This is a genomic window from Alkanindiges hydrocarboniclasticus, from assembly GCF_001982605.1.
GTDB lineage: Bacteria > Pseudomonadota > Gammaproteobacteria > Pseudomonadales > Moraxellaceae > Alkanindiges > Alkanindiges hydrocarboniclasticus.
Genome location: NZ_MLCN01000023.1, coordinates 117,570 through 141,434, shown reverse-complemented (window position 1 = coordinate 141,434; position 23,865 = coordinate 117,570). Strand labels below are relative to the sequence as shown.

At 47.6% G+C, this 23,865-nt stretch carries 24 protein-coding genes; 4 read left to right on the top strand and 20 right to left on the bottom strand.

Annotated features, from left to right (window positions below; all coding sequences use genetic code 11):
* Nucleotides 1-13 precede the first annotated feature (13 nt).
* On the bottom strand, nucleotides 14-1,357 hold the full coding sequence (gdhA, locus tag BKE30_RS09565) for an NADP-specific glutamate dehydrogenase (protein ID WP_076878366.1): 1,344 nt from the start codon (nucleotides 1,355-1,357) through the stop codon (nucleotides 14-16).
* A gap of 216 nt (nucleotides 1,358-1,573) precedes the next feature.
* Between gdhA and BKE30_RS09560 the strand changes: the two genes are divergently transcribed.
* Both BKE30_RS09560 and nth read left to right on the top strand, forming a co-directional pair.
* Complete coding sequence (locus tag BKE30_RS09560; RefSeq protein WP_076878365.1) at nucleotides 1,574-2,365, top strand: RnfABCDGE type electron transport complex subunit B; 792 nt, start codon at nucleotides 1,574-1,576, stop codon at nucleotides 2,363-2,365.
* Between the two features lie 2 nt (nucleotides 2,366-2,367).
* Nucleotides 2,368-3,039: an endonuclease III gene (gene nth / locus BKE30_RS09555; protein ID WP_076878364.1), complete on the top strand. Its 672-nt coding sequence runs from the start codon at nucleotides 2,368-2,370 to the stop codon at nucleotides 3,037-3,039.
* Between the two features lie 88 nt (nucleotides 3,040-3,127).
* On the opposite strand, the gene adk is transcribed toward nth, so the two are convergent.
* The 4 genes from adk to BKE30_RS09535 all read right to left on the bottom strand — a co-directional run bounded on the left by adk (nucleotide 3,128) and on the right by BKE30_RS09535 (nucleotide 7,659).
* Nucleotides 3,128-3,778 carry an adenylate kinase gene (gene adk / locus BKE30_RS09550; RefSeq protein WP_076878363.1) on the bottom strand — a complete coding sequence of 217 codons (651 nt, stop codon included), beginning with the start codon at nucleotides 3,776-3,778 and terminating at the stop codon, nucleotides 3,128-3,130.
* Between the two features lie 296 nt (nucleotides 3,779-4,074).
* Entirely contained in the window at nucleotides 4,075-5,391 is a 1,317-nt protein-coding gene (locus BKE30_RS09545; protein WP_076878362.1) for a hypothetical protein, read from the bottom strand.
* Nucleotides 5,392-5,479: 88 nt separating this feature from the next.
* On the bottom strand, nucleotides 5,480-6,007 hold the full coding sequence (locus BKE30_RS09540; protein WP_076878361.1) for a hypothetical protein: 528 nt from the start codon (nucleotides 6,005-6,007) through the stop codon (nucleotides 5,480-5,482).
* Nucleotides 6,008-6,132: 125 nt separating this feature from the next.
* Nucleotides 6,133-7,659, bottom strand: coding sequence for a sodium:solute symporter family protein (locus BKE30_RS09535; protein WP_076878360.1), 1,527 nt, complete (start codon nucleotides 7,657-7,659; stop codon nucleotides 6,133-6,135).
* Between the two features lie 273 nt (nucleotides 7,660-7,932).
* Here BKE30_RS09535 and mrdA point away from each other — a divergent pair, with 273 nt between their 5' ends.
* Complete coding sequence (gene mrdA / locus BKE30_RS09530; RefSeq protein ID WP_076878359.1) at nucleotides 7,933-9,912, top strand: penicillin-binding protein 2; 1,980 nt, start codon at nucleotides 7,933-7,935, stop codon at nucleotides 9,910-9,912.
* A 20-nt stretch (nucleotides 9,913-9,932) separates the two neighbouring features.
* Nucleotides 9,933-10,502, top strand: coding sequence for a 16S rRNA (guanine(966)-N(2))-methyltransferase RsmD (gene rsmD, locus BKE30_RS09525; protein ID WP_076878358.1), 570 nt, complete (start codon nucleotides 9,933-9,935; stop codon nucleotides 10,500-10,502).
* Nucleotides 10,503-10,545: 43 nt separating this feature from the next.
* On the opposite strand, the gene BKE30_RS09520 is transcribed toward rsmD, so the two are convergent.
* The 15 genes from BKE30_RS09520 to BKE30_RS09455 all read right to left on the bottom strand — a co-directional run bounded on the left by BKE30_RS09520 (nucleotide 10,546) and on the right by BKE30_RS09455 (nucleotide 23,793).
* The gene (locus BKE30_RS09520; protein ID WP_076878357.1) at nucleotides 10,546-11,103 is read right to left on the bottom strand and encodes a HupE/UreJ family protein; all 558 of its coding nucleotides are present in this window, start codon (nucleotides 11,101-11,103) and stop codon (nucleotides 10,546-10,548) included.
* Between the two features lie 19 nt (nucleotides 11,104-11,122).
* Complete coding sequence (gene ureG / locus BKE30_RS09515; protein WP_076878356.1) at nucleotides 11,123-11,737, bottom strand: urease accessory protein UreG; 615 nt, start codon at nucleotides 11,735-11,737, stop codon at nucleotides 11,123-11,125.
* A gap of 54 nt (nucleotides 11,738-11,791) precedes the next feature.
* Nucleotides 11,792-12,514, bottom strand: coding sequence for an urease accessory protein UreF (locus BKE30_RS09510; RefSeq protein ID WP_076878355.1), 723 nt, complete (start codon nucleotides 12,512-12,514; stop codon nucleotides 11,792-11,794).
* Nucleotides 12,501-12,974: an urease accessory protein UreE gene (ureE, locus tag BKE30_RS09505; protein WP_076878354.1), complete on the bottom strand. Its 474-nt coding sequence runs from the start codon at nucleotides 12,972-12,974 to the stop codon at nucleotides 12,501-12,503. Before ureE ends, BKE30_RS09510 begins: the two co-directional genes overlap by 14 nt.
* Entirely contained in the window at nucleotides 12,974-13,819 is an 846-nt protein-coding gene (locus tag BKE30_RS09500; protein WP_076878353.1) for a DUF2971 domain-containing protein, read from the bottom strand. The genes ureE and BKE30_RS09500 overlap by 1 nt, the downstream gene beginning before the upstream one ends.
* Nucleotides 13,820-13,827: 8 nt before the next feature.
* Nucleotides 13,828-15,528 carry an urease subunit alpha gene (gene ureC, locus BKE30_RS09495; protein WP_076878352.1) on the bottom strand — a complete coding sequence of 567 codons (1,701 nt, stop codon included), beginning with the start codon at nucleotides 15,526-15,528 and terminating at the stop codon, nucleotides 13,828-13,830.
* 209 nt (nucleotides 15,529-15,737) lie between these two features.
* Nucleotides 15,738-16,043: an urease subunit beta gene (locus BKE30_RS09490; RefSeq protein ID WP_076878351.1), complete on the bottom strand. Its 306-nt coding sequence runs from the start codon at nucleotides 16,041-16,043 to the stop codon at nucleotides 15,738-15,740.
* A gap of 23 nt (nucleotides 16,044-16,066) precedes the next feature.
* Nucleotides 16,067-16,369, bottom strand: coding sequence for an urease subunit gamma (ureA, locus tag BKE30_RS09485; protein WP_076878350.1), 303 nt, complete (start codon nucleotides 16,367-16,369; stop codon nucleotides 16,067-16,069).
* Between the two features lie 140 nt (nucleotides 16,370-16,509).
* Nucleotides 16,510-17,376 (bottom strand): urease accessory protein UreD, encoded by an 867-nt coding sequence (locus BKE30_RS09480; RefSeq protein WP_076878349.1) that lies wholly within the window; start codon nucleotides 17,374-17,376, stop codon nucleotides 16,510-16,512.
* Nucleotides 17,377-17,537: 161 nt separating this feature from the next.
* A complete protein-coding gene (locus BKE30_RS09475; RefSeq protein ID WP_076878348.1) occupies nucleotides 17,538-18,254 on the bottom strand; it encodes an outer membrane protein OmpK in 717 nt (238 codons plus the stop codon).
* A gap of 410 nt (nucleotides 18,255-18,664) precedes the next feature.
* Entirely contained in the window at nucleotides 18,665-19,456 is a 792-nt protein-coding gene (gene yaaA / locus BKE30_RS09470) for a peroxide stress protein YaaA (protein WP_076878347.1), read from the bottom strand.
* A gap of 148 nt (nucleotides 19,457-19,604) precedes the next feature.
* A complete protein-coding gene (locus BKE30_RS09465) occupies nucleotides 19,605-20,081 on the bottom strand; it encodes a DUF934 domain-containing protein (protein WP_076878346.1) in 477 nt (158 codons plus the stop codon).
* Entirely contained in the window at nucleotides 20,074-21,717 is a 1,644-nt protein-coding gene (locus BKE30_RS09460; protein WP_076878345.1) for a nitrite/sulfite reductase, read from the bottom strand. The genes BKE30_RS09465 and BKE30_RS09460 overlap by 8 nt, the downstream gene beginning before the upstream one ends.
* Nucleotides 21,718-22,294: 577 nt before the next feature.
* Nucleotides 22,295-22,474 (bottom strand): hypothetical protein, encoded by a 180-nt coding sequence (locus BKE30_RS15855; RefSeq protein WP_143253696.1) that lies wholly within the window; start codon nucleotides 22,472-22,474, stop codon nucleotides 22,295-22,297.
* 140 nt (nucleotides 22,475-22,614) lie between these two features.
* The gene (locus BKE30_RS09455; protein WP_076878344.1) at nucleotides 22,615-23,793 is read right to left on the bottom strand and encodes a CaiB/BaiF CoA transferase family protein; all 1,179 of its coding nucleotides are present in this window, start codon (nucleotides 23,791-23,793) and stop codon (nucleotides 22,615-22,617) included.
* Nucleotides 23,794-23,865 lie beyond the last annotated feature (72 nt).

The window sequence follows — 23,865 nt, the reverse complement described above, 5'->3', positions numbered from 1 at the left end:
GTTCAAAACACAGCTACCACACTCCCTGAGCCAGCATGGCATCAGCCACTTTGACAAAACCGGCAATATTGGCACCGTTCACATAGTTAATGTGGCCATCCTCAGCCTTGCCATAAAAGGCACAACTTTGATGAATTTGCTGCATCACATGGTGCAAGCGGCTATCGACATCGGCATGTGGCCAGCTCATGCGCATGGCATTCTGGGTCATTTCCAGCCCAGAGGTCGTCACGCCACCAGCATTACTGGCCTTACCCGGTGCATACAGTATCTTGGCATTTAAAAAACAGTTCACTGCTTCTATGGTACAGGGCATATTTGCTCCTTCAGCCACACAGATGACCCCATTTTTTACCAGCATTTCTGCATCTTGCTGGTTAAGTTCATTTTGGGTAGCACAGGGCAAGGCAATATCTGCTGGAATATGCCATGGCCGCAGATCCGGATAATAGGTGAGTTTGTGCTGTACAGCAAACTCTGACAAACGCCTGCGCTGCACCATTTTGTGCAGCTTGATTTGCTCTAACCGCTCAAAATCAAGGCCCTGTTCAATGTAAATAGTGCCGCTAGAATCAGATAAAGTGACCACCATGGCACCCAGTTCAATGGCTTTTTCTGCGGCATGCAGCGCCACATTGCCAGACCCGGAAATGGCAATTTTCTTGTTATCCAGCGTCTCACCATGGGTATGCAGCATCTGCTCGGTAAAATACACGCAGCCATAGCCGGTGGCTTCAGGGCGCATCAAGCTGCCGCCATAGGACAAGCCCTTACCAGTAAAGACACAGGCGGTATCATTGCTGATTTTTTTCATCATGCCGGCCATATATCCTACTTCCCGCGCACCTACGCCAATATCGCCAGCGGGAATATCAGTATTTGGGCCTAAATGCCGGTATAGCTCCAGCATCAGCGCCTGACAAAAGCGCATGACTTCATTGTTGCTTTTGCCTTTGGGATCAAAATCGGAACCGCCCTTACCGCCACCCATGGGTAAGGTGGTCAGGGCATTCTTAAAGGTTTGCTCAAAACCCAAAAACTTCAAAATGGACACATTGACTGAAGGATGAAAACGCATGCCACCCTTATAAGGCCCAATGGCTGAATTAAACTGCACCCGCCAGGCGCGGTTCACCTGTACCTCATTGCTATCATCCACCCAGGCAACCCGAAACTGAATAATACGTTCTGGCTCAACCAGCCGTTCCAGCAGGCCTTGTTCGGCATAAAAGGAATTTTGCGCAATAAAAGGCCATAAACTGGTCATTACCTCTTCTACTGCCTGCATAAATTCAGGTTCATTCTGATTGCGACGGCTTACCACATTTAAAAAATCATTGACCGAACTATATTTCAAATTAATTATCTCCCTATCGACGGACTGATCAGCTATCAGGCAGATTACTTTCCTTACAGAATTAAGCATGTAGTAGAACAGCGTGTGGCAAAATGCAGTTTTCCACAGAATTTCTCTGCAACACATGCAGATTTTTGCCAAGTTTTATTTGACCTTGTGCTGGGATTCTCGCATCATTTGCCACTTTATTTGTTTTAGTTTAGTGCCCTATTGTTCATGTCAACTGCCGAATTGATTCGTTTACTTGACGAAACCCTGCCACAAACCCAGTGTGGTCTTTGTGGGCATCCGGCTGGCTGTCTGCCGTATGCCACTGCCATGGCCGAGGGTGCCAGCGCAGATGGCTGTGTGCCCGGCGGGCAACCTGTAGCCAACCAGCTGGCAGAAATACTGGGCCGGCCACCCTTGCCTGCCAAACCCAGCCAGTGGCCATTAGTGGCTGATGGCCGGCCCCAACGCATGAAAGCCATCATTCGTGAAGATGAATGCATTGGTTGTACCAAGTGCATCAGCGCCTGTCCGGTTGATGCCATTATTGGCAGTGGCAAGCTAATGCATAGCATTCTAACTGACCTGTGTACTGGCTGTGAACTGTGTATCCCGCCCTGTCCGGTAGATTGCATTGACCTGATTGCTGACCCTGCGCCAGTGCCCAGTGATGCCGAACGTAAGACTGAACAGCAGGATTTACGTCAGCGCTATCAGGCACATGTATTGCGTGAACAGCAGCGCATGCTCACTCAGAAAATTCGTAAACCCGTGGTTTCAGCGGCAATTAGCACCGAGCAAGCCGCTGCCATTACGGGCATGGATTTACATCAACTGGCGGCTCCAGTGATAGAAGCCAAACCTGCAACACCTGTTTCAGCAGCACAAACCATCAGGCTGGCATCATTGCGCAGCCAGATTAAAAAACTGGAACGGCAGCTTAACGTTAAACCTGATGATGTGGCCAAGCAGCACCAGTTAGAATCATTAAAAACAGAGCTGCAACGCAGTATGGATTAGCCATGAACCCAGAACACGTTGAAGAATTTTTTGAACGGTTACAAGCCCAGCGCCCTGACCCCACCACCGAACTGGTTTATCACTCACCCTTTGAATTACTTATTGCGGTAATTTTATCGGCACAGATGACGGATGTAGGCGTGAACAAAGCCACAGCCAAATTATTTGCTGTGGCCAATAGGCCCGAAAGCATTTTGGCACTGGGTGTAGACGGCTTGAAGGAATATATCAGGACTGTTAATTTTTATACCGCCAAGGCCAACAATATTATTAAAACCTGCCAGATGCTCATTGACCTGCATGGGGGTCAAGTACCCGATAATCGCAAGGATCTGGAAGCACTGGCTGGTGTAGGTCGCAAAACAGCCAATGTGGTGTTGAATACGGCATTTGGTCATCCCACCATGGCGGTGGATACCCACATCTTCCGGGTTAGTAATCGTACCGGACTGGCGCCGGCCAAGACCGTAGAAGGTGTTGAAAAAAAATTGCTGGACGTGGTGCCTGCCTCTTATCTGACCAATGCTCATCACTGGATATTGCTGCATGGCCGTTATACCTGTAAGGCCCGGGTTCCGTTGTGTGCCAAATGCATTGTGGCAGACTTATGCCAATGGCCTGAAAAATATGAATTTGGTGCCGCCGAGGCAATAGCGCATATAAAAACCACATAGTTACAGTGGTATGGGCTAAATAGGGCGGTAATAAAAAACGGGAGCAATGTCCCGTTTTTTAATGCTTGGTTTTTACATCAGTCTAGGCTTAACCCAAAATGGTAAACAATTTTTGTTTAACGTTATCAATACTGTCCAGACCGTTCAGCTTGTCATAAGTGGGTGCATTTTCACCAGCTTGTGCGCGAGACTGGTAAAAACCAACCAATTGTTCAGTTTCAGTATGATAAGAATTTAAACGCTTGCGAATGGTTTCTTCCTGATCATCAGGACGCTGAACCAGTGGCTCACCAGTAACATCATCCACGCCTTCGGCTTTGGGTGGATTATAGACCAGATGATACACACGACCAGACGCTGGATGCTGACGACGGCCAGACAGGCGGGCCACAATTTCTTCATCCGGTACGTCGATTTCAATCACATGATCAATGGCCACACCAGCGGCTTCCAAGGCTTCAGCCTGTGGAATAGTGCGTGGAAAGCCATCAAAAATACAGCCATTTACCGCATCCGGCTGGGCCAGACGATCTTTCACCAGACCAATAATCAGGTCATCGGATACCAGACCACCTGCATCCATTACACTTTTGGCTTTTTGACCAAGCTCTGTTCCTTCACGGATTGCAGCACGCAGCATGTCGCCCGTAGAAATTTGTGGAATGTTATAGCGCTGGCAGATTAACTGAGCCTGTGTTCCTTTTCCTGCTCCCGGTGGCCCTAGCAAAATAATGCGCATAAAACATCTTCCTCAATCACGATAAATAAATTACAAAATAAAAATTAAAAGATTGGCGTAACAATACATTCACAGCTAGCTGGACTCAAGTTTTTTTCAACTTTATCCGGTTAATTCAGTAAGCATTTCTGTCAAACCCATAACCGCTACAGCCTAACTTGACAGGCCTAAGGCCACACTGCTACCGCGCTGTCCCTATCATTCCCAACCGCACCTATAAATACCATAAGACCTAAGTGGTAAAATGCCAGAACCTGACCCGATTAAAAAGGTAGGTGCTGGCTTAATTAGTGCTGTTAGCGAATGAATGCCACAAACAAATGAATAGTCCCGGCAATAAAGCCTGTCACACCGCCAAGGACAATCAAAATCCATTCATCTTCCTGAAAGGCTGGACGAAGCAGGTTCTGGAATTCCTTGGAAGACAGGGCAAGAATACGCTCACGGAACATGTGATAGATTTTCTTGGCGCGGCTCTGGTTAAGCACCGGGTCAGAAATAGGCACCATGGTAATCTGGATGGAGCGGTCAATCAGGTCGGTTTTCAGTCGGGCATATTCTTTCATGCCAATACTGACTTGCAAGCTGGTGCGCACCACAGGTGTTTCCATAATTTTATTGATATGGCGCTTCAGAATGCGACGGGTTTTTTCATTACGCGAGCCGTACATCATTTCAGTCATGATGCTTTTAAGTGTAATCAGTTCTTCAGTAACCACTGACGCAAACACTTCAGACACTTCATGCTGGCGCTTCATAAACGCACCCTGCCAGTTATAGGTGGCAATATGCGGAATAACCGGGGCAATAAATGGAATTTTGGTGTTGGTAAGCCGGAATAGCTTTAAATAACGGATTGGATGTGGATCAACCGGATTAAATACCATCCAGATGGCAATCCAGTTGGTCAGGAAGCCCCAGACAGCCGCCCAGAATGGCACAGTCCAGTGCCATGGTACAAGGAACCAGACTAGCATCTGGAAAAAGCCGAAAAACATGCCAATCAGTGCGCTGATATGCCAGATAAAGTTGATTTCTTTCTGGCCTACTTTCAGGAACATGCGCACCATCAGGCGACGGTCGCCTTCCATCTGGCGCACAACCATTTCCCGCATGTCGACCAGATTTTCCACATTAAAGGTCAGCTCATTTACCAGATCACGCAATACGGTGGGAATCTGCTTTTGTGCCTGACTATAAATGCGGCGCTTGATGGAAAAAGGCAGATTTTCCCACAATACCGGGTTACGCTCCAGCATGACCTCATCAATCAGGTGCTCAAGGTCATAACCTACCTGATCACCAATGATTTTTGCCATTTCATCAGGCTCCATGGCCTGAAGAAACTCTTGCAATGATCCTAACTTGGATAAGGTATTGTCGGTAATAATACCGGAAATACGGCCAGCCTTGCGCGGGACAATACCCTGCCAGCCAACCGGCAGTGAACCGATATGAAAGCCCCAGAAGTTAATGGGGTAAAATACCATTTTTAGCGCCATCCAGACGTGCGCCCAAGTCACAAAGGCCGTTACTGGCACAATACTTAAAATTGCCCAAAAATCGGGGCGATTTGCAAAGACTTGCCAATAATGACTAATAAACTCCAGCATGCAACACTCTCAAATGACGCTTAAATATTGTAAAACAGGCCAATGCCCTACCACCATCTGTGCTTGATTCTGGTGGTTTAGTCGCCTATCAATAAATCCCAAAGCTAAAACTATAGCCAAACATAATCATGGGCGTGGCATCTTCCTTGCTACCATCACGGCCCTTTTTGCGCTCGCCCACACCAATACCAATACTGGCCGCACTCACACGTGAACTGTTCATCCAGACATAGGACAGCTCGCCGCCAGCACCCAGGCGATTGTATTTTTTACTATCCTGGGTCTTGGTTTCAATATGCCCGATAAAGCCACCAAAGTAATAGCCGTTTTTATCAGTCCCTGTTAGGAAGTAGGGATAGCGAAAGCCAATCTGGCCAGCCGGTTCATTCGGCCCATCAATAAAGCCACCCGCCTTGACATAAACATTGCCGTAACCTGTTGGCATTTCAGCATTCAGGTGATAAAACTCATTGGTAATCCCCACCCCGGCATATACTTTTTTTAACCCGGTGGTGTCTGTTGCAGGCTTTGGAAACCAGTCTTTCACTGCTGCCTGTGCCGACACGCTTGTCATTAGCCCCACTGTCAACAGCGCTGTAATCCACTGTTTATTCATTACTAACCACTCCTGCTGGTTTTTTGGTCTGCAACACCATCTATGGCGTCGTTTGGTTAAGCCAAGGCAGACTTTATCAGAAAAAATCCGCCTGACCACTATTATTCGCCGTCAAATACAAGAATTTATTTTGCGTTAAGCACTGCTTCATCTGCAATTTTTTCATTCAGCGGTTGTGGCATGCCCTTGCGGTTTGGCCAGATCAGGCTACCCACCAGCATGGCAATCACTGCAATGATCAAACCAGCCAGTTGCGGCGGACAGACACCGGCAGCATCCGGGAAACCCAGCATGGCCCAGTTGGAATCCTTGTCCAGATACTCAAAAACCAGCCAGCTGACAATACCAGACACCATGGCAAGCCGAGCACCATTGTGGCTGGCACGCTTCCAGTACAGGCCAAAAGCCAGCGGTACAAATGCCCCGACCAGCACGACCTTGTAGGCATCTTCAACCATCTGGAAAATGGATTGCTCGGACTGCACGGCATATAGCAGTACAAAAAAGGCAAACACTACCACCGAGCTACGGATAAAGCGCAGTTTGTATTTTTCATCCCGGCCCACAAAAAAACGCGATAAAATATTTTCGCTAATCATGCTGGAAGGTGCCAGCAGGGTGGCTGAGGCCGTACTCATGATGGCTGACAGTACCGCACCAAAGAAAATAATCTGCACAAAAAAAGGCGTGTGGTTCATGACCAGTGTTGGTAACACCAGTTGAGGGTCACCACTGTCACTGAGCATGCTCTGGACGGTTGCAGGTTCAATAATAAAGGCTGTGTAGGCCAGATAAATTGGCATCATGGCAATTAAGAGGTACAAAACGCCACCAATCACTGCACCGCGCTTGGCATTTTTTTCACTGTTGGCGGACATGGCACGCTGGAATACATCCTGCTGCGGAATAGAGCCAAAGCCCAGTGTCACCAGTGCACTAAAAAAGCCCAGCCAACCCACCAGTGTGGCATCGGGTAGCATATTCAGCTTACCGGATTCGGCTGCATGCTGAATAACAGCGGGCGCACCGCCATCAACCTGACCGGTAATCACCCAGGTAATCACCACCAGCCCAATAGCAATGGTTGCCATTTGAATCAGGTCGGTTAGGGCTACCGACCACATACCGCCAAAAATGGTGTAAATCAGCACAATGGCTGCACCAATATAAATACCGGCATTCTGGCTAATTAAGCCATGGGAAATGGAATTAAACACCACACCCAGCGCGGTAAACTGGGCAGCAACCCAGCCCAAATAGGAAATGATAATAACCACTGAGGTGGCAATTTCAATATCACGGCCATAGCGGATTTTATAATAGTCACCAATCGTCAGGAGTTTCAGACGATACAGTGGCCCTGCAAAAAATAGCCCCACCAGAATAAGACACAACGCAGCACCAAACGGGTCAGCCACGATGCCGCCCATTCCTTCACTGACAAAGGTTGACGACGTGCCCAGCAGGGTTTCCGAACCAAACCAGGTTGCAAATACAGTAGCGATCACCATATACAACGGCAGGCGATGGCCTGCAACAATATAGTCAGTACTGTTTTTCACACGTTTTGCAGCAAGAACCCCAACCACAACATTTGCCAGAATGTATAAAACAACAGCGGCAATCAATAAGTAATCTTTGGTTGTAAACACAGGTCACCCTTCTCATGACTAGGGTTAAACTCTTCCGCAGGACTGGTGCGAGCGGTGCCAACTGAACCTTCCCAAGTTATGGGTAGACGGCGCGAAAGTTTAGACAAAAGTAGAACATCTGTCGCGTTTTTTTTAATGAAACCGACAAGAAAACCCAAATTGCGAAAACCAGATGCCTGCCGTAATCGATCTTTTACAACTCAGGGATTGAGAAGCATGGCATCTATAACCAAATATAGCTAAAATTGTGCCAATCTTATTCCTGCTGCCTGTATGAAGAGCCCGCTTCCCCTTAAAAATCCTCACCAGGACCAGCAAATCTTTCGTCATCGCGTCTGGTTTGCGGTGGCTTTTGTGGTCTTTTGCATTGCAGGACTGCTGGCCCGCTATACTTATCTACAGATTTTCCAGTATGGCCAGTACAACAGTGCAGCAGACAAGAATCGTATCCGCCTACAGGCCATTCCCCCGGCGCGCGGCTATGTTTATGACCGTAATGGCATCCTGCTGGCTGACAACTATCCGGTATTTACGGCCATTATTAACCGGGCAGATATTGAGGATGTGGAAGATACCCTCAAACGTCTGGTGCCCGTGCTGGACCTGACACAGGATGACCTGAACAAATTCAGGCACCGGGCAAAGTCCAGCCGCAAAACCGAACCACTGGCCATCAAGCTCAACCTGAATGAGCAGCAGATTGCCCGTTTTAGCGAATTAAAATATACCTTTCCGGGTGTCAACATTGAAACCAAAATGACCCGGTTTTATCCGCATGCCGAACTATTTGCGCACGTTATTGGCTATGTCGGGCGGATTAATGAAAAAGAACTGGGCGAACTGGATAAAAACGCCTATGCCGGTACAGACCTGATTGGCAAGATTGGTGTTGAAAAATTTTATGAAGACTTGCTGCATGGCAAGCCCGGGTATCAATATGTGGAAGCAAATGCACATGGGCAAGTCCTACGTCATCTGGGCCAGACCCCTGCCATTCGTGGCAATGATCTGTACTTGTCACTGGATTATGGCCTGCAAAGTATTGCCCATGCCCAGTTATCCGGGCGGCGTGGTGCCATTGTGGCAATTGACCCGCAAACCGGTGAAATTCTGGCTTTTGTCAGCAACCCCAGTTTTAATCCTAACCTGTTTGTCACCGGCATTAGCCACACTGACTATAATGGCCTGCGTGACAACCCGGATCAGCCGCTCTATAACCGTGCGCTGCAAGGGGTTTATCCACCCGGCTCAACCATTAAGCCCATGGAAGGACTGGGTGGTATTCATTACAACCTGGTCAACTGGGGCACGCAGATTTACGACCCCGGCTATTTTCACCTACCGGGTGACTCACACCGTTTCCGGGACTGGAAAAAATCAGGCCACGGCACAGTTGACCTGAACAAGGCAATTACCTGGTCTTGCGATACCTTCTTTTATGTACTGGCCTATCGCATGGGCATTGACAATATGCATGACTGGATGACCCAGTTTGGCTTTGGTGAAAAAACCGGGATAGACCTGCCCAATGAAAGCTCCGGGCTGTACCCCTCACCCAAATGGAAAATGCAAAAGCGCAACAGCAAATGGCTGCCCGGTGAAACTATTTCGGTAAGTATTGGTCAGGGAGCTTTTACTGCTACGCCTATTCAATTGGCGCTAGCGACTGCCATTACGGCCAATCATGGGCACCATGTTACTCCCCATGTGCTGCGTGAAAGCAAAGGGCCAAAACCCTACCATGTGCTGAATGCACCAGATGGCAAGGTTGAATTTAATGGCACCGAGCAGGACTGGAATAACATGCGTGACGCCATGGTCAACGTCATTCGCTCTGGTACGGGAGGCAGCCTCAAAGTCGGTCTTAAAGGCTATGAAATTGCAGGTAAAACCGGCACTGCACAGGTTAAAAGTATTGCACAGGGCAAACGCTATAACGAAGCTGCGCTGGATAAACGCCACTATGACCATGGCCTGTTTGTGGGTTTTGCCCCAGCGGATAAGCCAAAGATTGCCGTTGCGGTCATTCTGGAAAATGGCAAGCATGGTTCTGCTGCGGCCGTACTGGCCCGCCCCATGTTTGACTATATGGTACACCAGATGGAAAAAAATCCAATCAAGCCGGCACCAACCAGCATTACCGGAGGCTTGATGACTGCTGGCATGAAGCCACAGGAAATTTCTGAACAGGTCAGCCAGACTACCCGCACCACTGGCAATCGCCGGGCTGCAACCACCACTGATGAAGAATAAGCTGCAATGAGGAATAAGCCATGAATCAGGTTCGCATTATTGGCGGTGAATGGAAGCGTCGGCTGATTCGCTTTGAAGCCGTTAATGGCCTGCGCCCAACGCCAGACCGGGTAAGGGAAACCCTGTTTAACTGGCTAATGTGGGATGTGTCAGGCAAACAAGTGCTGGATACTTGTGCTGGTTCTGGTGCCTTGGGCATTGAGGCGCTGTCCCGTGGGGCCCGCCATTGTGTGTTTATTGAAGCAGATCGCAAACAGGCAGAACTCATTAAAGCCAACCTTGTGCAATTACAATGCACTACCGCCAAAGTGATTTTTGCCAAGGCTGAGCAAGCGCTAGTGCAGCTTCCAGAGCCTGTACGTTCAGCAGGTTTTGATCTAGTGTTTCTGGACCCGCCGTATAGCCTGAATTTATGGACACCCCTTGCCACTCTGATTGATCCCTTATTGAATCCAGCAGCAAGAATTTATATAGAAGCAGACCGCCCCTTGCAGCAACTGGAACTGCCCGCCCATTGGCAACTGCTTAAGGAAACCCGAGCCGGACAAGTACATGCCGGACTTTATCAAACTCAAAAAGCAGCGCACTAAGCTGCTTTTTATTTTCTACTATCAGTTTTAAAGCACCAGCTATTTAAGTCAAACCCAGCAGCGCCACCACACCTATTAGCACGGCAACGATGCGCTCGCCTTGCTTGATATGCCGCTTGATCAATTGCCCCGCCAACAGGCCAACACTGTACAGTGCACCCAAAGTAACCAGCATACCCAGCATAAAATTCAGCGGATTCATGCCTGTTCCCAGTTCAGCACCATGGGCCAAACCGTGAAATACACCCAGCAGCGCTACCATGGCCAAAAATATCGAGGTAGAACGCTGCCACAGGGCAACAGCCAGCACCACTAACGAAGCCACAATGCCATACTCAGCAATACTTACTGGCACCATATGCGCCATGCCCAGCATAAAACCACCGGTAACTGTAACCAGCAACAAGGCCAGCCCCATAAAACGTGCCTGCTTAAAAGTACGCGCCAGCAAAATACCCAAACCCAGGCCCATTGTTAAATGATCAAGCCCCGATAATGGATGCAACAAGCCAGCAAGCAAGGCAGAATGGCTGTATTCATGGCCCGGATGTGCCAGTGCAAGGCTTGATACACTCAGTAACGCCAGTAATAAAAAACGCATAATGTTGTCCTTAATCCAGTTAATGCTTGAATAAACCCTGTTTTTCAATAAAGGCAATAATGTCATTTAAGCCATCTTGGGTTTTCATATTAGAAAACAAAAATGGACGCTCACCACGCATACGTTTGGCATCCTGATCCATTACTTCCAGTGAAGCGCCAACCATGGGTGCCAAGTCAGTTTTATTGATAATCAGCAAATCGGACTTGGTAATACCGGGGCCGCCTTTACGCGGGATTTTTTCACCGGCAGCCACATCAATCACATACAGGGTCAAATCGGATAATTCCGGACTAAAAGTTGCCGCTAGATTGTCGCCACCACTTTCAATAATAATCAGCTCCAGCCCCGCAAACTTGTTATTCAAATCATCAATGGCCGCCAGATTAATGGAGGCATCTTCCCGAATGGCCGTGTGCGGACACCCACCAGTTTCCACCCCAACAATACGATCCGGGCTCATGGCTTCGTTACGGGTTAAAAAGTTAGAATCTTCCTTGGTGTAAATATCGTTGGTGACGACCGCCATGTTGTATTTATCGCGCAAGGCACGGCATAAATTCAAGGTGAGTGCGGTTTTACCTGAACCAACCGGGCCACCAATTCCTACCCGAAGCGGACTACGTTCTGACATATCAATTCTCTGTTCTCATAACTGCTGATAAATACTGTTATTCATGAATACAAACTACGACCGAAACAATCGTGAATACTGGGTTTCGTGCTGCATGGACAGCATGGCAAAATTGGGTAAGTTGCTGCTTAAAGATATGGCCAAACCTTGCAAATTTAATGCCTGTTTTAATGACTGTTGTACAGCTTGCGGCATGCGCTGATGCAATTGCCATAAAATCCGCTGCCCACTCATCTGCCCCAGTGGAACAGTTTTGACCGCCGCCAACACCTGATTTTCCAGCACACTAAAGCAATACGCGGTCAAACAGTCATCTACCGATAAATTAAGCCGAGCGCACAACTGGGCATAGACCGGAACAAAACCATAATGTGACTCTACCTGTACCTCTAGTTCCAGCACCTGCTTGATCCATGCGTTGAGTGAAAAAGCCAGTTGCTGACTTTCCAGTAAAAATTCGCGGGTTTCACGGCTGGCTTTGTAATCGCTGGCTAATGCTGTAAATCTCCCTGCATCAGTCACTGCTTGCATTAGTTGTGCCAGCATGGGCAATTCATAGCGTACCAGCAACAAGTCCAGCACATCCTCAAAGTAGGCCAGCGCGGTTTTTTCATTAGTGACCAAACCACATTCAATGGCGCTTTCTACCCCTTGCGAATAGCAATACGCACCAATTGGCAACGCGGTGGACGATAGCGTGAGCAACTTGAGTAAACTGACTGCGTTGAGCGTTTGATTCAGCGCATTATTTTGCGGCACTGGTTCAGTGATGGGCATGATAGGGACGCAATCGGTTGTCATGTTGATGCTGAGCGTATGCACCGCTTTCCGGTTCAAATGGGTGCATGACTTCTTCCACGGTTAAACCCAAACCGCGCACCATATCAGCCAGCACATAATCGGGTTCCAGATACAGCGCCGTTGGTGTGAGCATCAACGGCACATGACGATTGCCCAAATGATAGGCGGCTTTGAGCAAGTCAAAAGGTTCATTGGCAGTAATGCACAGTAGCTTTTCAGGTGCAGCTTGGACTTGTAATACTTCGCCTGTTTCTGTACCGATAAATGCTCCACCACGCAGCACGCCAGTACGAGGCAAATCTACACCGATATCTTGACCATTATCTAAAGTGGCACGGAAACGGCATTTTTGGCGGGTATCGTAATTTAAAGCGATGCTTTGTATTTCGCTTTGTGGGTGGTAGTCAGTGGGTAGACGTTGGGTATAAATGTTCATTACTTTCTCTTTTTATTTAACTTTGGATCTAAACGAGGATGTTGGGGAACTTCTACCACAAACTTATCTGGGGATTGAATGGATCTATACAGCTTAATATTCTTATCATTATCTAAATTAAACTTGCTCACAATTTCCGTAATTTTTTTAACATTATCCTCAGAACACTTGCAACCAACAACTACACTCGCTAACCAGTCGCAAGGATATGTATAAACTCTTTGCTCGTCTGCTTTATCCAAAAAACCACTAGCTAATAAGCGGTATTCTTTCTCATATTGCCAGTCAATAGATTTTTGACAAAACATTTGTTGCTGGGTTTTGATATCAAAAAAATCAAGCCTTCCTACAGGGTAATTTTCACTATATATAACTGGATGCGGTGGAAAATGGTTTTGACAGAACTGATACCTATCTTTTGGAAACTTTAGCTCAATCAAAAATCCTCGATGAGAATCACCATAATGTGACCACATCAATATATTTAATGGATTATGGTTTAAACAAATTACCCCAAATTTCTCAAAATGCTCTTTTAAAAATCGTTTTTGACCATCAATAGACATTAGGGATTTCTTTAATGTATTTCGTTTTTGCAGTCGCTGAGCAGGAGAGCCACTCCATTTAAGCCTATTCAAAACTCCATTAAAATAGTTTGCGTTAGGCGATTCATTTATCTTAAAGACGCAATCAAAAGGGTCGTTAAAGTCTAAAGGTGAGCTAAAGCGTAATGTCTGCTTCACAATTGAATCTAAATAATATTCTTGAAAAGACATATGACGATATAGATAAAAATACTTATCATCAGCATATTGAAAGTCTGCTTCATCTAACCAATAAGACATATAAGCACTCAAAACAAAAAATACCGTTGTGCCATCGGCAGCACATCCGCAGGCTCACAGGTCAAATGCACGCCATCCGCTTTTACCACATAAGTCTCAGGGTCAACTTCCATCACAGGCAAATAGGTATTGTGCTTCATATCAGTCTTGCGAATGTTACGGGTGTTTTTGGCAGGGCTAATCATTTTCTTTAAACCCAACTTTTCAGCCACACCATTCTCAATGGCAATTTGCGACAAAAAAGTAATACAAGACGCATGAACCCCATCAGGTAAAGCACCAAACATTGGGCGATAATGCACAGGCTGCGGGGTTGGAATCGACGCGTTGATGTCACCCATTGGTGCGGCAGCAATCATGCCCCCCTTAATAATCATGGACGGTTTGACACCAAAAAATGCAGGTTTCCACAGTACCAGATCGGCCAGTTTGCCCACTTCCACCGAACCAACCTCATGGCTTAAACCGTGCGTAATGGCCGGATTAATGGTGTATTTGGCAATATAGCGCTTGATGCGCTGGTTGTCGTTGCGCGCAGAATCCCCTTCTAGCGCGCCGCGTTGCACTTTCATTTTGTGAGCGGTTTGCCAAGTGCGAATAATCACTTCACCCACCCGGCCCATCGCCTGCGAGTCAGAACTCATCATGGCAATCGCGCCCAAATCCTGCAAAATATCTTCAGCAGCAATGGTTTCACGGCGAATTCGGCTTTCGGCAAACGCTACATCTTCGCTAATTGCAGGGTCTAAATGATGGCACACCATGAGCATATCCAGATGCTCATCAATGGTATTAATGGTATACGGACGGGTGGGATTGGTGGATGACGGCAGCACGTTGGACTGGCCAATTGCTTTTAAAATATCCGGTGCATGGCCGCCACCTGCGCCCTCGGTGTGATAAGTATGAATGGTACGGTCTTTAAACGCGCCCAGAGTGGCTTCCAGAAAACCGCTTTCATTCAAGGTATCGGTATGAATCGCCACCTGTACATCGTATTGATCCGCCACGGTCAGGCAGTTGTCAATGGCGGCAGGCGTTGAACCCCAGTCTTCGTGCAGCTTTAAACCCACGACGCCAGCTTTAATTTGCTCGGCAATCGGTTCTGGCAGGCTCAGGTTACCCTTGCCCAGCAAACCAATATTCATCGGCAGGCTATCAATGGCTTTAAGCATGGTCGCAATGTGCCAAGGCCCCGGGGTAACAGTAGTGGCAGACGTTCCGGCGGCTGGGCCAGTACCACCGCCAATCATGGTGGTTATACCAGACATGAGCGCAGTTACCACCTGTTGCGGGCAAATCCAGTGAATATGGGTATCTACCCCACCTGCGGTTAAAATCTGGCCTTCACCCGCAATGACCTCGGTAGCGGCGCCCAGCGGGATGTCAATATCCGGCTGAATATCAGGATTACCCGCCTTGCCAATTTTCCAGATCCGGCCATTTTTAAGCCCCACATCGGCTTTAACAATGCCCCACCAGTCGACAATCAGCGCGTTGGTAATGACGGTATCGGCTACAAATTCGGCATTCAGTTGTGATTGTCCCATGCCATCACGAATGACCTTGCCGCCGCCAAACTTCACTTCTTCGCCATAGCAGGTATAGTCGTACTCAACCTCAAGTAGCAGCTCGGTATCTGCCAGCCGAACCCGGTCACCCTTGGTAGGGCCAAACATTTCACTATAGGCACGGCGCGACATTTTCACAGGGTATGCTTCCTAAATCTGTTATTTATTCTTGAAATTACTGTTACGTCGTAAATTCAAAACTCCTAGCACGACAGGGTCTTACAGTTTTTGGTTTATAAACCATCACGATTTTTTACGTTCTTTGGCCTTGATGCAAAAGAATCAAAAAATCAAGTGCTGAAATAAATTATTCCGTTTACCGTTGTAATACCTACATCACTGCAGCATTAAAGTCCGCCCATCACACGGCCAGCAAACCCATACACCTCACGTTTGCCCGCCAATGCCACCAATTCAACCTGTCGTACCTGTCCCGGCTCAAAGCGCACTGCGGTTCCTGCTGGAATATTCAGGCGAAACCCCCTACTTTGCTCGCGCTCAAACACCAGCGAATCATTCACTTCATAAAAATGAAAATGTGAGCCAATCTGAATCGGGCGATCACCATGATTACTCACATCAATTCGTAAGGTTTGGCGACCTGCATTAATTTCAATATCACCTGCTTCTACCAACACTTCGCCGGGAGTCATGGCATTTTCCTTATGTTTTAAAATTACATGATGGGTTGATGCACCGTGACCAGCTTGCTGCCATCGGGAAAAGTGGCTTCCACCTGTACCTCGGCAATCATGTCAGCCACACCATCCATCACATCATCACGGTTCAGTAAGGTGGTGCCATAATGCATCAGGTCACTTACGCTACGCCCGTCACGCGCGCCTTCGAGCAATGCAGCAGAAATATAGGCAATTGCTTCGGGGTAGTTGAGTTTTAAACCCCGTGCCTTGCGCCGCTCTGCCACCAGCCCCGCAGTAAAAATCAGCATTTTGTCTTTTTCAGTGGGGGTAAGTTCCATAAGGATTGTAGGCCGGTAATTTATACTTGGGCTTTATTAAGCAAAAACCGTACACATTTATGAAAATTTTTAGGCTAACTTAAATAACAATCTTGCAATCGATGTTTTTTTAATCAAAATCCGGGTAAAACGTTTAAAACTCAGGTTTTCCAGATACGGGGTAATTCTTCATCCAGTCCAAGCCACTCGCGTCGGCACTTGGCCCGAATCGCCGCAAATGCATCCAGACACTGTCGGGTATCGTTGCCCAGATACCGCGCAACCAGTGTATAACCCAACCGGGTTAAGCGCACTGGCACCGTCATACGGCTCATCAGTTCTCGCAGGATATCAATGTGCACATCCAGCCGTTTTTCATCACGTTGTTCAAGCGGCGGAATGGCATAGAGTGAACCACTCACTGCTTGCTGATGCATACCCAGTGGAGACACCAGCCAGCGATCATTGCCCTGAAAAAACAATTGATCTTTAAACAGCAACTGGTCGTTTTGCCAGATTGATAACTGGTTCTGATAATGCCCGGCCTCAAATTTTTCCGCGCGTGACTGGCGGCCAATCACCAGAATATCCCACCCAATAAAAACAGCACTGGCAGCCAGCCGGATGCTGGTTTGACTATGGGCAATTGCCCGGTTAAACAGCATGGTTTCCTGTGGCAACCACTCCAGAATGGCTTTATCAGCCACCTGTAAATCAATAGTCTGCCTTGCAGTTTGCCCCGTACTGGCATACCACTTGCCAGCGCCGGGCGTGGTAATGAGCGCATGACTGTCCTGCGCAACTGCCACCTGAATACTCAGCTCATCACCGCCTGCAAAACCAGCCGGTGGATGCACAATAATTACATGACACACGCCTTTGGCTTCGGGCCAGAGTGCCTTTTGCACCCGAAGTGGGCCACTGTGCTTGCGATGCGCCAATATAGTGCGCTGCTGTCCAGACCAGGTAAAACCCAGCTCAAGACTGGCTTTCCATGCTTTGTGATTCACTGCCAAAAAATTATTCATGCCCGATAAATGCAAAAAAGCGCACCATAAGTACGCTTTTTTAAAAAGTCCGTCTGTACGATACCTTTAACAATGCAAAGAGCATGCACAAACACAGTCAATATTCAGTTCACTATGGCAATGCCTAAAATACAGGATTACACCAACAGCTAGGTTCTGGCCTAAAAGTGATATTTCACCAAGGCACTGACGTTCTTTTCATCTACATTCCTGATGCCAAACTTGTTGATCCAGTAAGAATATTCAATCCCCAGATAAAGACGGGTGTTTGGGCTAATCAGCTTGCCAGCGTTCCATTTCCACTGCGATGTCCAGTTCAGTTCGGCAGCATGGTCAGATTCCTTGCTGGACCAGTCGGCAAAACCATCAAACAAAAAGTCCTGCCCAGCCACTGTCAGCGGCACCCCATAAGTGACTGTGGTCATCCAGTCATCCTTGGTGGTTTCATTATTGGCACGGTACAGGTTGATATCCGCATATTTAAAATACGGAATGGTCAGGCCAAAACCAATGCCATACACATAGTTGTCAAAATCACTGCCGGATTCCCAGGTAGATGCCAGATAAACATCCCTGATTGGCCCATAAGACAGTTTCTGGCCCGTTACATACGACAGGCTTAAGCGGGGTGCAAGCTCAAAATAATTGTCTTTTTCATCCGTCTGGTTATAGCGGCTATGGTCAATAAAAAAGAATGCATCGCCCCAAGTCAGGCCCGCTGCATATTCCAGAGTAATGACATCCCGTTTTTCAGGGCCGACTTTATAATCATCACCATGAAGTCCGGTAATGCTAAAGTCCTGCCATACAGGCTGGGCACAGGCGGCAGACATGGCGGCACTACAAATTGCCGTAACTAGAATGGTTTGAAATTTCATATGACCTCTACTGTTTACTCCGGCACAGGCGAAATAAACTGCTTGCTCCAATCAACTGGCAAACGTTCCTGCGCAGGCAAAAACGTCCAAAAACCGAATTTTAATATAGAATGTTACAGCTATGTAATATAAGTTTAAAAATTGTTAATCGTGTAGGCATCAATATATTTGTTGCCCTATAGCAAACCCTATTTATAGCGTTCTTTATAAAAATATGGTTTTAATATTGAGTAAGCTTACCAATTCTGGTTCGACCCGATTCCTGAGTTTGTAGTTCAACCCGCCCATGCCAGCAATTTGTCAAAAGGGTCGAAGGCAATATAAGTAGTGATAAAACACCTCTAATAAAAAAGACAGCAAGCTGCTGCCTTTTTTATAAATCACTTAAACCAGTGAAACTCTCAGCCTGTTCAAGTGACTGATACAGCATCCTGCTGGGCACGCATAAAGACCAGTTCATCGTCAGTAGAATGCTCGGCAGAATAAGCATAGCCTTCAAGGTTAAAATCTTTTAGCTGTGCTACCTCTGTTAACTGGTGTTTGATAATAAAGCGGCTCATCAGTCCACGGGCTTTTTTGGCATAGAAGCTAATGACTTTGTACTGTCCGTTCTTTTCATCCAGAAATACCGGCTTGATCAGGCGACCCTGCAAATGCTTAACCTTGATGGCCTTAAAGTATTCATCGGAAGCCAGATTAATCACAATATCATCACCCTGCGCCTGCAAGGCCTGATTGACGTGATCGGTAATGGTTTCGCCCCAGAAGCCATATAAATCCTTGCCTGCCGGGTTATTCAGCCGCGTGCCCATTTCCAGCCGATAGGGCTGCATCAAATCGAGTGGACGCAACAGGCCATATAAACCGGATAGCATGCGTAAGTGGCGCTGGGCAAACTCAAAATCCTTTTCGGTAAAATCCTGCGCCTGCAAACCGGCATACACATCACCCTTAAAGGCTAAAATGGCCTGTCGCGCATTTTCCAGATTAAAAATAGGTTCCCAGTTGCAAAAACGCTGCTTGTTGAGTTCGGCAAGCTTGGGGCTAATGGCCATCAGGTCGGATAAGTCCTGCGTGGTGAGTTCGCGGCACACATCTACCAGTTCCTGACTTTTGTCCAATAGCTGCGGCTGGGTATGTTCGGTCGTTGCCAGTGGGCTGTCATAATCCAGGGTCTTGGCTGGTGAAATCAGTATTAGCATCGTGAATCCATTACTCCCTTAAACTGGTAATCAACAAACTGAATATACTACGTTTACCTCAAAAAAGTTTGTATAAAAAAAGCCCCTGCACGGGTTTGGACAAGGGCTTTTGATCCAGCACACATCCGTGCCAGATGATTTTGGCGAACTACTGGCCGGTCTGGTAGCTGGCTTTTTGCACCGCAACCGATGCCTGATATGGCACGGTAAAGTCATTCAGACCCGCAGCGGCTTCGTTAACGTCCTTGCCTTCCTTTAAAATGAAGGAGTCAAAGCTAACGCGTTTCATGTAGTTCAAGGTATCCTTGAATACATCGCCTACCGCACGCAACTCGCCCACAAAGCCCTGACGACGCAGCAATGCCGCAAACGAATAACCACGGCCATCATTAAAACCGGCAAACTCAATGGCAATCAGGTCAAGCTGATTGACTGGAAATGAATTATCTTCCGGCGAGCTTGCCACGGTAATTAACAGGCCTTTCTTGCCCTGCACTTCAGCCAGACGATCCAGTTCAGTTGCACGAAGCAATACATTGCCCGCAGGCATTGTTCCATCTTCAGCAATCATCTGGTATTCATCTTCGCAGATGCTGCCATCTTTAAACAATACGGTATTAGGCATAGACGCGCTCCTTGAATGGTGTAATGCCAACGCGGCGATAGGTATCAAGGAAACGCTCTTCATCCACGCGTAAATCCAGATAGGTATTCAGGACTTCTTCCACGATATCGGCCATGTCTTCAGCCGCAAAGGATGGCCCAAGAATATCGCCAATGCTGGCATCATGGTCGCTATTACCGCCCAGAGTCACCTGATAAAACTCGGCACCCTTTTTGTCCACGCCCAGAATCCCAATGTGTCCCACATGGTGGTGGCCACAGGCATTCATACAGCCGGAAATATTCAGGTCAATCTTGCCCAGTGCATACACGCTGTCCAGATCATCAAAGCGGCGGCTGATGGCTTCCGCAATAGGAATGGACTTGGCATTGGCCAGTGAGCAGAAATCGCCACCGGGACAGCACACGATATCAGTCACAAAACCAATATGCGCACGCGCCATGTTGTGCTGGTTTAAAATCTGGTAAAGATCATACAGGTCTTTTTGGGGCACATCCGCCAGCACCATATTTTGTTCATGGGTATTACGGATTTCACCAAAGCTGTAGCGATCCGCCAGGTCAGCCACCATGTCCAGTTCGCTGTCAGTCAGGTCACCCGGTGCAATGCCCACACGCTTGAGCGATAGGGTCACAATGCGATAACCCGCTACTTTATGTGCATGGGTATTATGGCGATACCAGTTGGCAAATGCAGGCTCTGCCTGAAATTGTGCAGACCAGTCGATGTCCTGCAAGCTTTCATAAGCCGGTGGCGCAAAAACTGCATCCATTCTGGCCATTAGCTCAGGATCAACCTTGCGCTGTTCGCGCACCTGCGCAAACTCGGCTTCTACCTTTTGGGCAAATACTTGCGGGGTTAAGGCTTTAACCAGAATCTTAATACGCGCCTTGTATTTATTATCACGGCGGCCATGCAGGTTATACACCCGCAGCACAGCTTCCAGATAGGCAATCAGGTCTTCACGGGGCAGGTAATCACGGATCACACTGCCAATAATTGGGGTACGGCCCAGACCGCCGCCCACCAGAATTTTATAGCCCAGCTCACCGGCAGCATTTTTAACCAGATACACGCCAATATCATGCAAGGCAGTGGCCGCACGATCGGTTTCTTCCAGCGCAGATACGGCAATCTTGAACTTGCGCGGCAGGAAGGCAAATTCCGGGTGGAAGGTACTCCACTGGCGAATCAGCTCACAGGTTGGCCGCGGGTCTTCAATTTCGCCAGCCACTACACCCGCAAACTGGTCGGTGGTGGTATTGCGGATACAGTTGCCGCTGGTTTGAATGGCATGCATCTGTACAGTAGCCAGTTCAGCCAGAATATCCGGTACATTTTCCAGTGCAGGCCAGTTCAGCTGAATGTTCTGGCGGGTGGAAATATGCGCATAGCCACGGTCATACTGACGGGTAATGTCCGCAATCTTGCGTAACTGCTTGCTATTTAGCAAACCGTAAGGCACGGCAATACGCAGCATGGGTGCATAGCGCTGCACATACAGGCCATTTTGCAGGCGTAAGGGACGATACTCGTCTTCAGACAAAGTTCCGGCGAGATAACGCTGGGTTTGATCGCGGAATTGAGCAACGCGCTCATTAACCAGTTGCTGGTCAAGATCGGTATATAAATACATGGCGTACGGCTAGATTCATTGTATAAGTTTAGGTGCGAAGCATACCTAGGTTTGCTTCATCAATAAAACGTTTTTTTTGCATAATTCATAACGGTTTTATTGATAAACCCTTGGCCCTGTGAATCCATAGCAGACAGGCATAAAAAAGCCCGACTATATTCATCCTGAATGGTCGGGCATTTCTTTAGCATCCTGCTGTACATCCTGTTCTCGAAACATCCATTCGAGCCTTGCGATTGTTGCCAACCTTTCAGTTCGCGCTATCCTTATGGCTAATCCGTGCCATATCATCCTTGATTCGCTAAACACATCATCGCGTATTTCCCTAACTATAAATAGTCGCCACAACCCCAATTGCTGTACGCCATGGCTTACAAAAGTTAACACTTATTAACCAAGCTCCAATCTTGCTCACATATCGCACTGCCTATTTTTGGGCATAAGTCCCTAAATTTGCTTGCTAATTTTTGAACTCTAGATTTGAATTTATAGCCAGTAAATGGGATAACCTGCCCGCGATGATGGATTTGATGATTAAAAATGATCAAATAGCACATGGCTTAAGGCTGGCCACCTGTCAAGGCGATGCATTACCAATATATGCTGAGTTCCTGCCGGATGGCTGGCAATCCAGCTTGAAGATTTCTTTAGTTAACTGACTGGCAATTGCATAGATTGTTTTATTCATCCACTGTGTTTTATTCATCCACTGATTATAGCGTGCCATGAGTTGCAGCTGGTCTATGAGTGTCGCCACGTTACTGTGCTTTTTTAAGTCGTTTTGTTAGCTATAAAATCCCCCTTTTGCAGGGGGAACTCAAGGGATTCACCAACAAATTTATTATTTTCCTTTATAAAACCACAACATCTTAAAGCAGATTAAATGATTAAAACTGCTTATAAGTCAGCCCAGCCAGTTTCACCCAGTTGCTGTCCCGCATATTCATAACGTGCCACACTGCGGGAAAACTTGATGGGGCAAGCCAGTTGCTTTTGGCTGGACGAATGAGTTGCCGTTAAAGGCACATCGACTACCCAGCCACGCTCCTGAGCCAGTTGTGAATCCGCAGCTTCTTTTAAGCTTAAAACAGGTTCCACACAGACATCCAGCGCTGCAAATACCTGCTGCCAGTGTGCAAATGGCTGCGCTGCAATGGCTTCACTAACGGCCTGCTTCACTGCCTGACGGTCATCATCAAACATGGAAGCCCCTTTTTGCGCCAGAATGGGCAGGTTTAAGGCAGCACTCAAACCCATCATAAATTGTGGTTCCAGACTACCCACAGACATATAGCGGTTATCAGAAGTTTTAAAGTAATCGTAATAACTGCCGCCATTTAGGGTAGCTGCTTCTGGTGCCTGATCTTCGCCACCTGCAATCTGCGCTGAAGCCGCCATATTGTTTAAGGTAAATACACAATCTGTCATGGAAATATCGATGTGCTGACCCTGCCCGCTCTGGTTGCGCTCAATCACCGCTGCCAACACGCCGATCACTGCATGCAATGAACCGCCAGCAACGTCTGCCACCTGAATACCCAGGGCTGGCGGGCCACTGTCCTGCCGTCCGCTGTGCCCGGAAACTCCTGCCAGTGACATATAGTTAATGTCATGACCTGCGCGATCTTTATAAGAACCCGTTTGGCCATAGCCGGTAATGGAACAGTAAATCAGGCGCGGATTAATGGCTTTTAAGTCATCATAACCTAACCCCAAACGCTGCATGACGCCGGGACGAAACTGCTCAACCACAATATCAAACTCAGCCAGCAGACCTTTTACTTTTTCAATGTTTTCCGGATTTTTCAGGTCAACAGCCAGTGATTTTTTATTGCGGTTTAAATACGCGTGGGCAGTGGCCTGTCCATCGGCATACGGTGGCATCACACGCACCAGATCAACCCGGGTGGGCGATTCTACATGAATCACTTCTGCACCAAGGTCAGCCAGCATCAATGTGGCAAATGGCCCCGGCAGCAAGGTTGAAAAATCCAGTACCTTAAGGCCAGCCAGCGGTGTATTTGAACGTGAAGATGTAGTAGTTTGCACAGTAAGTTGGGTTGTATCTTGTGTCATGGAATTTCCAGTTAAGCGGCCAATACATTGATGGCCAAAGTCAGTTTAAATCATGAGCCAGCCTAGAATGTG